The following is a 9,249-nucleotide window of genomic DNA, read 5'->3' as shown; positions in this document are numbered from 1 at the left end:
GGTCCGGCCCGCCGGGCGCGCGCTCAGCTCGGTGGGCCGGGCAACGCGCCCGCGCTGGTCACGAGCAGTAGATGTACGTCTGGCACGAACGGCAGGACTTCCTGCCGTTCGGGTAGTAGCAGCAGTACCTTCCGGCGTTGATCGGACCGCAGCACTCCCAGCCGCAGTCGGTGGCGCGGGCCACCGTGTGCGGCGCCATCAGCTCGAGAATCCGGTCGGCCATCCTGGTCACGACGCGCATCGAACCTTCCCTTCATTAGTTCCGGCGCTCGTCGCAGCCTGGACCAGAGGCGTGGGCGAATTGTCAACGAAATGTGAACGGCCCGCCCGCGCCCTGCTCCGAAGCCTCGCGGGATCGGGTCACCCGTGCCGATGGGCGGCGATGCGGTCGCGGACGTCCGCCGCCCGCGCGTCGCCGACGGCGTCGTAGCAGTCCGCCGCCTGCTTCCAGGCGGCATGCGCGGCGGCGACGTCGCCCGTCCCCAGGTGCGTCTCGCCCAGGCGGACCAGCGTCTCGGCGGCGGCGTGCGGGTCGTCGCAGCCGCGCAGCAGCTCCGCCGCCCGCTCGAACGCCGCCACCGCCCCCGCGTGGTCGCCCTTGAGGCGCAGGACGTGGGCGACGCTGTCCCAGGCGTGCCCCTCGCCCTGGGCGTACCCGAGGCCGGCCAGGAGTCGCTGCGCGCGGCGGCAGTCGGCCAGCGCTGCGTCGTACGCGCCGGTCTCCGCCCGCAGCCAGCCCGCGTTGTTGAGCGCTCGCGCCTCTCCGACGGCGTCGCCGGCGCTCCGGAACAGGGCCAGCGCGCGCAGCGCCCGGTCCAGCGCCTCGATGGTGTCCGTCCGGCTCAGCGCGACGCTCAGACCCAGGAGGACGTGCGCGTGCAGCACCGGTTCGTCGAGGTCGCGGTGCCTCTCGGCGGCCCGCTCGAAGTGCTCGATCGCCTCACCGTGCTGCCCCAGCCGGTGGTGCGCGCGGGCGGCGCTGTTGTGGCAGCGGGCCTCGGCCAGCCGGTCGCCGAGCCGCCGGGCCGCGTCGAGCGCCACCGCCTGGACGCGCAGGATCTCCTCCCACAGGCCGCGCCGCTGCATGAACTCCATGAACGCCCACGCGAGCTGCCACGCCTGCCGCTCCAGGCCCGCCGCGGTCGCCTCGGCCAGCAGGGCCTGCAGCGTCATGACCTCGTCGGCGAACCAACGCAGGGCCTCGGCCTCCCCGGCGAACCGCTCGACCGCGACACCCCGGGTGGGGGGTTCCGGGCGCAGGTCGTCGCGGTGCGGGTAGCACACGGAGTTGGCGGCACATGCCGACTGCAGGTAGTAGTCCAGCAACCGGCGGGTCGCCGCCAGCCGGGCCGCCCGACCGCCGGAGACGCGCCCCTGCTCGGCCGCGTACGCCCGGAGCAGGTCGTGCAGGTGCAGGCGGCCGGTCGGACAGAGCTGGACCAGGTTGGCGCGGTCGAGGTGCACGGCCAGCTCCCGGGCGCGCGCCACCGGCAGGGCGGCCAGGCTCGCCACCGCCGCCAGCGGCAGGTGCGGCCCGGGGTGCAGCGCGAGGCGGCGGAACAGCCCTGCCGCGGCGACGGGCAGGTCGCGGTAGGACCGCCCGAACACCTCGCGCAGGTCGACCGCCGGGTCGTCGTCGGCGAACGGCTCCAGGCCCGCCCCGGCCCGCTCCAGGTCCGCGGCGGCCTCGGCCAGCGGCAGCTCGGGGCGCTGCGCCAGCCGGGCCGCGACGATCGCCAGCGCCAGCGGCAGCCGCCCGCAGCGCCGGATGATCAGCGCCGCCGCGTCCGGCTCCGCCGCCGGTCGCGCCTCGCCCAGCCACGTCACCAGCAGGTGGTACGCGTCGTCGCCCGGCAGGACGTCCAGGCGCAGCAGGTGCGCGCCCGCCGTGACCGCCAGGCCGGGCAGCTCGGCGCGGCTGGTCACCAGCGTCAGGCATCCCGGCGCGGTGGCCAGCAGCGGGCGGACCTGGGCGGCCCCCCTCGCGTCGTCGAGCACCACGAGAACCCGCCGACCGGCCAACAGGCTGCGGTAGAGCCCGATCTGCGCCTCGGACCCGGACGGCACCTGCGCCTCCGGCACCCCCAGCGCGCCGAGGAAGCGCGGCAGGACCACGGACGCGTCGTCGGCGTCCACCCCGCTGAGATCGGCGTAGAGCTGCCCGTCGGGGAAGCGGTCGCGGTTCAGATGCGCCCAGCGCAGCGCGAGGGACGACTTGCCCACCCCCGGCGGTCCCGAGATGGCGCAGACGGCCGCGGTGACCGGTCGTTCACCGGAAACGATCACGGCCAGCCGGTCGAACTCGGCGGCCCTGCCGACGAAGCACCTCGATCCGACCGGGAGCTGCGCCGGGACCAGGCCGACGGGCTCGGGCGGGGTGCCGGAGCGCAGCAACGTCCGGTGCGCCTGCTGGAGGGACGCGCCGGGCTCGACGCCCAGCTCCTCGTCGAGCGTCCGGCGTACGTGGGCGAAGTGCGCCAGTGCCTCGGCGGTGCGCCCGCACGCGTGCAGCGCCTCGATCAGCGCCGCCGCCACGAGCTCGTCCAGCGGGTGCCTCTCGGCCAGCGGCGCCAGCGCCCGCACCACGGCGGCGGCGTCGCGGCCGGTCATCGCGCGCGCCCAGCGCAGCAGGGCCTCCTTGCGCTCGTCCCGCAGACGCTGGCGGACCCGTTCGGCCCATTCGCCGGACAGTCCGGTCAGGGGATCGCCGCGCCACAGCGCCAGTGCCTCGCCCAACGGCGCCGCCGGATCCGGCGCACTCGCGGCCCGTTCGGCGAGGACGCGAAAGCGGCGCACGTCCACGGCGGACTCGTCCACGTCGAGCAGATAGCCGCCGGGACGCTGGACGACAGCGCCGCTCTCCGCCAGCACGTCGCGCCGGATCCGGGCGATCACCGTCTGGAGGGTGCGCCGCGCGCCCGGCGGGGCGGCCTCACCCCACACGCGGGCGAGCAGCGACTCGACCGGCACCACCCGGCCGGCCTCCCACGCCAGCGCGGCGAGCGTGAGCGCGACCTGCGGAGGACGCACCGGCCACGCCTGTCCCGCGCGCTCCGCCTCCACCGGCCCCAGTAACCGGATGAGCATGGCAGCCCACCTCCCTGCACGTGGATCTTCGAGCACCATGAGACCACGGGGGACGCGTCCGGCTTGCCGGATCACCGGAGGGCCGTACGCGGACTTCCGGCGAAGCTTTCGGCGGCACCTTCGCCGGGCTTTTGTCGGTGCGGTGGGCCATACTCCGCCAAGCCAGGATGATCACCTGCAAGGCGAAGGCGTTGACATGGCTCAGTTGCTGCGGAGGCTCGACGACGAGATCTACGTCGAGTACAACATGTTCGGGCTGCACGGCACCGACCTGCCGGCATGGAGCTCTCCCACCGACGAGATCTACCACTTCGTCGCGGCCGTGCGGCTGGAGTCCTGGGACGCCGAGCCGGGGCCCGCGGATGCCTCGTGGACGCCGGTCAGTTCGACGACGTTCGTCGCGGAGAGCGGTGTGGTCGCGATCGTCTCGACGATGGAGGGCAAGGGGCATGACTTCCTGATCGGGCCGCCGCGTTTCGAGTACGGCGTGGACATGTACCTGCGTGAGCCCGAGCCGGGCGACGGGCATGCCACAGGTGAGTGCGAGGAGGCATGGCTGCTGCGGTTCTGGCCGATCCGGGATGTCTTCGACCCGATCACGCACGCGGCACCGTTCTCCTACATCGCGCGCGGGGTGCTGTACTACTCGATCGACCTCGAGCCCGAGCAGCTCGTGCAACCGCCGGCGCGGCGGGAGGTGCCGGTGCCGGTCTCGGCGGTGGCGGACTGGGCGTCGCTGCGCGCGGACCCGGACCTGGACACCTTCGACGGCTGGCTGCGTATGGTGCGCCGCAAGGCCGAGGACAGGGGCGTCACCGTTCACGAGTTGCTGCGTGAGGCCGGGATCGACATCGAGGACGGCGTGGACCTCACCCTGGCCTCCTGCACCCCGCCGCGGGCGCGTGCGGGGCGCTTCCAGGATCCGCTGATCGACCGCTACCACGCCGAGCAGGCGCGGTGGGGCTCGTTGTCCGGGCGCGACCTGGGCGTGGCTCAGTTGCGCGAGTACGCCGACGGCGAGCGCATCGCCAAGGAGTTGTGTCGCAGCGGCACGCAGACGTTCTCCGTGCCCGTCGAAGGCCGTGGCGCCCTGTATGTACCACCGGGTGTCAGCCGCCGCGTGTGGCGGTGGGAGGACGACATGCTCGGTGGCGAGCTCATGGACGAGGGGCTGACGGTGGATCGGCAGGTTCTGGCCAGGAACCCGTGGACCAGGCAGATCCTCGTCTCCGGCATCGTGACGGTCCTGCGCCGTGATCACGACAGGCACGGCTGCGGCGACATCGTCTGGTACGTGGTGCGCGACGCCGAGCCGCACGAGGCGGCCAGGGTCCTGTGCGCGGAGGCCACCTGGGAGGAGGACCCGGATCAGCGCCGGGCCTTGGACGAGGTGGCCAGGGAGAAGCTGATCGAGCTGCGGGCCACCTACCGGAGCCGGGAGAGCTGAGGGCCGCGACCTGCGCCTTTCACGGCGACCCGAAGTCGTGTCAGGGCGATATCAGGTCCGTGTTAGGTCGCGGGGCCACGATGCCCGGCATGGACACAGCAATGCAGCCCCCGGCCGACACCCGAGGCGACCAGCCGAAGGGCTTCGTCGCGAAGCTCCTCGCCGACCGTCACTCCGTCCCGTTCTCCATCGCACTGCACCTGGTGCCCGGCGCGCTCATCGTCGCCGTGTACGCGTTCATCGCCGCCCCTCTGGTCCGGGCGATGAACTTCCCGATCTTCCTGGCCTGGGCCATCGCCCTCGCGGTGGTGCTCTTCCCGCTCCAGTTGTTCCTGCTGTGGCTGGGCAAGAAGAAGACCGGCCGCTTCACGATGAAGGGCGTCGTCCACTACCGCGACAAGCCGCTCTCGCGCGGCAAGGTCTTCTGGCTCGGGGCCGCGTGCCTCGTGTGGATGACCGTGGTCTCGCTCTCGCTGACCTCGCTGGACAACATCGTCTACGACTGGTTCTTCACCTGGGTGGACTACCAGGGCGCCGGCCCCGACGGCACCGCCTACCTCCAGGGCTACCCGCAGGAGATCGTGCTCACCACGCTGCTCATCTGCGCGCCGTTCACCGGCTTCACCCTGCCGCTGCTCGAGGAGTACTACTTCCGCGGCTTCCTGCTGCCCCGCCTTCCGCAGCTCGGCAAGTGGGCCCCGTTCTTCAACACCTTCTTCTTCTCGGTGTACCACTTCTGGGCCCCCTGGACGGTCCTGTCGAAGCTCGTCTTCCTCTACCCGGGTGTCTGGCTGGCCTGGAAGAAGCGGGACATCCGCATCTCGATCACCATGCACCCCGGCTCGGCGCTGCTGATGACCGTGGTCGGCATCATCGCCCTCGCCTCCGGCGCCTACTCGATGTGAGCCCGCCCGGACGAGGGGTGCCGCCGGCTGGAGTCGATCGCGCGCTCGTAGCGGCTCGCCAGGGTGCGCAGCGCGTCCACCAGCTCGGGCGAGTCCACGATCGTGAAGTCCGCGCCCAGCAGGCCCAGATAGAGGGCGAGCATCTCCGGATGGTCCGAGCCCGGCTCGAACGCACACCGATTCTCGCCCAGGGACTGCACCTCCACCGGGATCGGCAGCCGATCCCGCACGTGTGACGCGGGCGCGTGCACGATCACCCGCGCCCGGTAGCGCCAGGTCGCCTCGCCGGCTCCGCGTGCCACCTGCGCCGTGATCTCCGGGTCGGGTGGTAGCGCACGGGGCGTGAAGCGCGGCCCTGTCGGCGTCCGCGGCTCGATCCGGTCGACCCGGAAGGTGCGCCAGGCGTCCCGATCCATGTCCCAGGCCACCAGGTACCAGCGCCGCCGGTCGTTGACCAGCCGGTACGGCTCCACCGAGCGCCGGCTGGCCGCCCCGGAATGCGCCCGGTAGTCGAACCGGAGCCGCTCATGGTCCCGGCACGCACCCGCGATCAGGGTCAGCACGTCGGGATCCACCTGCGAGCCGCGCGACGGCATCGGCAGCGCGTACGACTGGAAGGCACTCACCCGGTGACGCAGCCGCGAGGGAAGCACCTGCTGCAGCTTCGCCAGCGCCCGCATCGAGGTCTCCTCGATCCCCGCGATCGAGCCGCTCGCGGCGGTACGCAAGCCGATCGCGACCGCCACCGCCTCGTCGTCCTCCAGCAGCAGCGGCGGGAGGGCGCCGCCCGAGCCGAGCCGATAGCCGCCGGCCACACCCGGCCGCGCGTCGACCGGATAGCCGAGCGCGCGCAGCCGGCCGATGTCATTGCGGATGGTGCGGGTGGTGACGCCGAGCCGGGTGGCGAGCTCGGCGCTGGTCCAGTCGCGCCGGGCCTGCAACAGCGACAGCAGGCGCAGCAGCCGCGCCGAGGTTTCCAGCATTCTTCGACCCTGACGACAATCTAGGAACGATCCTTTCCGTTAATGTTCCTAGTCTTCTCCGCGTGAGCACAAGAGCTCCGGCCCCGGTGACAAGGAGAAGCACGGTGAGCGACGGCATTCGGCCCTTCCGCATCGAGATCCCCCAGTCCGACGTCGACTACCTGCATGACCGGCTCGCCAACGCCCGCTGGCCCGGCGAGCTGCCCGGCGTGGAGTGGACTCGCGGCGTACCGCTGGGCCATCTGAAGGAGCTCGCCGAGTACTGGCGCACGCAGTACGACTGGCGCGCCCAGGAGGCGCGGCTCAACCGGTACCCGCAGTTCACCACCGAGATCGACGGCCAGCGCATCCACTTCCTGCACGTCAGGTCCGACCGGCCCGACGCCAAGCCGCTGCTGATCACCCACGGCTACCCGAGCTCCGTGGCCGAGTTCCTGCACCTGATCGAGCCGCTGGTCGACCCGGCCGAGGGCCAGGCCTTCCATGTCGTCGCGCCGTCGCTGCCCGGCTATGCCTTCTCGACCCCGCTGGGCGCGACCGGCTGGGGGATGGGTCGCACCGCGCGGGCCTGGGTCGAGCTGATGGGCCGGCTCGGCTACGAGCGGTACGGCGTCCACGGCGGCGACGTGGGCGCCGGCGTGTCGGGCATGGTCGCCGGCCTCGACGGCGAGCATGTCATCGGCGTCCACGTCGTGACCGATCCGCTGACCGCCGCGAACGTCGCCACCTTCATCCCGGGGATGGCCGACCGGCTCGACGCGAACGACCCGGTCGACAAGCTGATCCTGGGCCGGATGGACGCGTTCGACAAGGAAGGTTCCGGCTACCTGGCGATCCAGAACAGCCGGCCGCAGACCATCGGCTACGGCCTGGTCGACTCACCGCTGCTGCAGCTCGCCTGGATCGCCGAGAAGGTCCACGAGTGGACCGACCTGCCGGTCGACCGCGACCAGCTTCTCACCACGGTCAGCCTGTACTGGTTCACGGGCTCCGGCGCCACCGCCGCGCACACCCTGTACGAGCAGGCGCACGCGTCCGACTGGGGGGCGCCGCCCGCCGTACCGCAGGGCTTCGCGGTCTTCGGCAGCGACGAGACGGTGCGCAGGCTGGTCCACGCGCCGGCTGACGCGCACTGGAGCGAGTTCCAGCGCGGCCGGCACTTCCCCGCGATGGAGGCCCCGGCCCTGCTGGCGGGGGACCTGCGGGCCTTCTTCGGGCCACTGCGGTGACCGATGTGCTGAGCCGGCGTTGCCCGACCGGGCGACGCCGGCTCGCTCCCGAGCCGCTTCCGAGCTGCTTCCGAGCGTTCAGATCTTCTTGTTGAGGAAGTCGAGCACGAGTTCGTTGTAGCGGTCCGGCTTCTCGGCCGGCACGATGTGCCCGGCCCCTTCGACGAAGGCGGCCTCGGAGTGCTTGTTGGTCTCGGCGAGGGCGGCGCCGATGGCGTCCAGGGTCTGCCGATCCATGACGACGCTCTTGTCCTCGGTGCCGTGCAGGTACAGCGTCGGCTGGCTCGGCAGGCTGCCCCAGAGGCGGCCGTGTTCGGCCGCCCATTCCGGCGTGCCCATCTGCTTGGGGCCGAAGTTGGTCCGGTACAGGTCCAGGGCCGCGCGGAGCCGGGCGGGCTCGCCCAGCGCCTTGCGCATCCCGTCGATCTCCTCGGTGGCGTCGAAACCGGGGGCGGTCCACTTGTCCTGCAGGCCCTGGCGCAGCCACGCCATGTCGTCGGCCGCCAGGACCTCGGTGGCCATGTCCATCTGGATGAACCAGAAGTGGTTGAGGTTCTCGATGCCCTCGAAGGTGCCGGCGTAGGCGGCGAAGAAGCTCAGGGGCGGGACGTCGCTGACCACCAGCCGCGACCACCGCTCGGGAGTCGTGGTGGCGGCGGACCAGGCCATGCCCGCGCCCCAGTCATGGCCCACCAGGATCGCGTCGTCGCCGCCGCCCAGTTCCTGGTGCAGGGCGTTGACGTCGTCGACGAGATCGCTGAGCAGCATGCTGCCGTCCGCCGGAAGCGCGGTGGGGGCGAACCCTCGCATGTTGGGGGCGACCGCCCGGTAGCCCGCTGCCGCGAGGGCCGGGATGAGGTGACGGTAGGTGACGTCTCCAGACTCGGGGAAGCCGTGCAGCAACAGGGCCAGCGGCCCCTCTCCCTGCTCGGCGTAGGAGAAGTCGATGCCGTTCGCGGTGATGCGCCCGTAGTTCACAGTTGTCTCCGTGCTTGTACGTGATCGATGACGCCGCAGGATGGGCCCCTCCTGCGGCGTCACCGATCCTGGTTTCTTGCAGCACTTCCTGCAAGTACCTACTATTTCTTCAGGTACCTACCTTTTCTTCAGTATGGGAGGGCGCAGTGAAGAAGCGGAGCTACTCGTGCGGGCTCGACGCGGCCGTGGACGTGGTGGGCGGCAAGTGGAAGGCGCTGATCCTGTGGGGGCTGCACGACGGCCCGCGACGCTTCGGAGAGCTGCGCAGGGCCGTGCCGGGCATCAGTGAGAAATCGCTGATCATCCAGCTTCGCGAGATGGAGCACTGCGGCCTGGTGAACCGCGAGGTGTACCACCAGGTTCCGCCGAGGGTGGACTATTCCCTGACGGACCTGGGGCAGTCGCTCAACCAAGCCCTCATCCCGCTGGGCGAATGGGGCGAGAAGAACATGGAGATCATCGAAGCGATCCCCGCGGCCTGAGGCATCCTCACAGGCTGCGGGCGGTGATGTCGCCGCTGGACGTGGTGGCGTGGATGTCGAGCTCGGCGCTGCCGTCGTTCCTCAGGGCGTTGGTGATGCGGCCGTGGGTGGTGCCGGCGTCCAGGGCGGCCGAGACTC

General features: G+C 71.7%; 8 protein-coding genes. 4 read left to right on the top strand and 4 right to left on the bottom strand.

Annotated elements, in window-relative coordinates:
- Positions 1-58: 58 nt before the first annotated feature.
- Together HTZ77_RS44725 and HTZ77_RS44720 are read right to left on the bottom strand one after the other, a co-directional pair.
- Entirely contained in the window at positions 59-241 is a 183-nt protein-coding gene (locus tag HTZ77_RS44725; protein ID WP_175595889.1) for a hypothetical protein, read from the bottom strand.
- Between the two features lie 119 nt (positions 242-360).
- The gene (locus HTZ77_RS44720; protein WP_175595888.1) at positions 361-3,087 is read right to left on the bottom strand and encodes an AfsR/SARP family transcriptional regulator; all 2,727 of its coding nucleotides are present in this window, start codon (positions 3,085-3,087) and stop codon (positions 361-363) included.
- A gap of 196 nt (positions 3,088-3,283) precedes the next feature.
- On the opposite strand from HTZ77_RS44720, the gene HTZ77_RS44715 reads away from it, so the two are divergent.
- Both HTZ77_RS44715 and HTZ77_RS44710 read left to right on the top strand, forming a co-directional pair.
- Entirely contained in the window at positions 3,284-4,534 is a 1,251-nt protein-coding gene (locus HTZ77_RS44715; protein WP_175595887.1) for a hypothetical protein, read from the top strand.
- 89 nt (positions 4,535-4,623) lie between these two features.
- The gene (locus HTZ77_RS44710; protein ID WP_175595886.1) at positions 4,624-5,439 is read left to right on the top strand and encodes a CPBP family intramembrane glutamic endopeptidase; all 816 of its coding nucleotides are present in this window, start codon (positions 4,624-4,626) and stop codon (positions 5,437-5,439) included.
- On the opposite strand, the gene HTZ77_RS44705 is transcribed toward HTZ77_RS44710, so the two are convergent.
- Positions 5,427-6,422 carry a helix-turn-helix transcriptional regulator gene (locus tag HTZ77_RS44705; RefSeq protein WP_175595885.1) on the bottom strand — a complete coding sequence of 332 codons (996 nt, stop codon included), beginning with the start codon at positions 6,420-6,422 and terminating at the stop codon, positions 5,427-5,429. The two genes, HTZ77_RS44710 and HTZ77_RS44705, sit on opposite strands and share 13 nt — an antisense overlap.
- Before the next feature lie 104 nt (positions 6,423-6,526).
- Here HTZ77_RS44705 and HTZ77_RS44700 point away from each other — a divergent pair, with 104 nt between their 5' ends.
- Complete coding sequence (locus tag HTZ77_RS44700) at positions 6,527-7,651, top strand: epoxide hydrolase family protein (protein ID WP_175595884.1); 1,125 nt, start codon at positions 6,527-6,529, stop codon at positions 7,649-7,651.
- A gap of 78 nt (positions 7,652-7,729) precedes the next feature.
- Here HTZ77_RS44700 and HTZ77_RS44695 read toward each other — a convergent pair whose 3' ends face one another.
- Positions 7,730-8,629 carry an alpha/beta fold hydrolase gene (locus HTZ77_RS44695; RefSeq protein WP_175595883.1) on the bottom strand — a complete coding sequence of 300 codons (900 nt, stop codon included), beginning with the start codon at positions 8,627-8,629 and terminating at the stop codon, positions 7,730-7,732.
- 146 nt (positions 8,630-8,775) lie between these two features.
- Here HTZ77_RS44695 and HTZ77_RS44690 point away from each other — a divergent pair, with 146 nt between their 5' ends.
- Positions 8,776-9,111, top strand: coding sequence for a winged helix-turn-helix transcriptional regulator (locus tag HTZ77_RS44690; RefSeq protein WP_175595882.1), 336 nt, complete (start codon positions 8,776-8,778; stop codon positions 9,109-9,111).
- Positions 9,112-9,249: the final 138 nt, after the last annotated feature.

Source organism: Nonomuraea montanisoli, assembly GCF_013363975.1.
Classification (GTDB): Bacteria; Actinomycetota; Actinomycetes; order Streptosporangiales; family Streptosporangiaceae; genus Nonomuraea; species Nonomuraea montanisoli.
The sequence above is the reverse complement of the archived record's forward strand: the minus strand, read 5'-3'. Positions and strand labels throughout refer to the sequence as shown.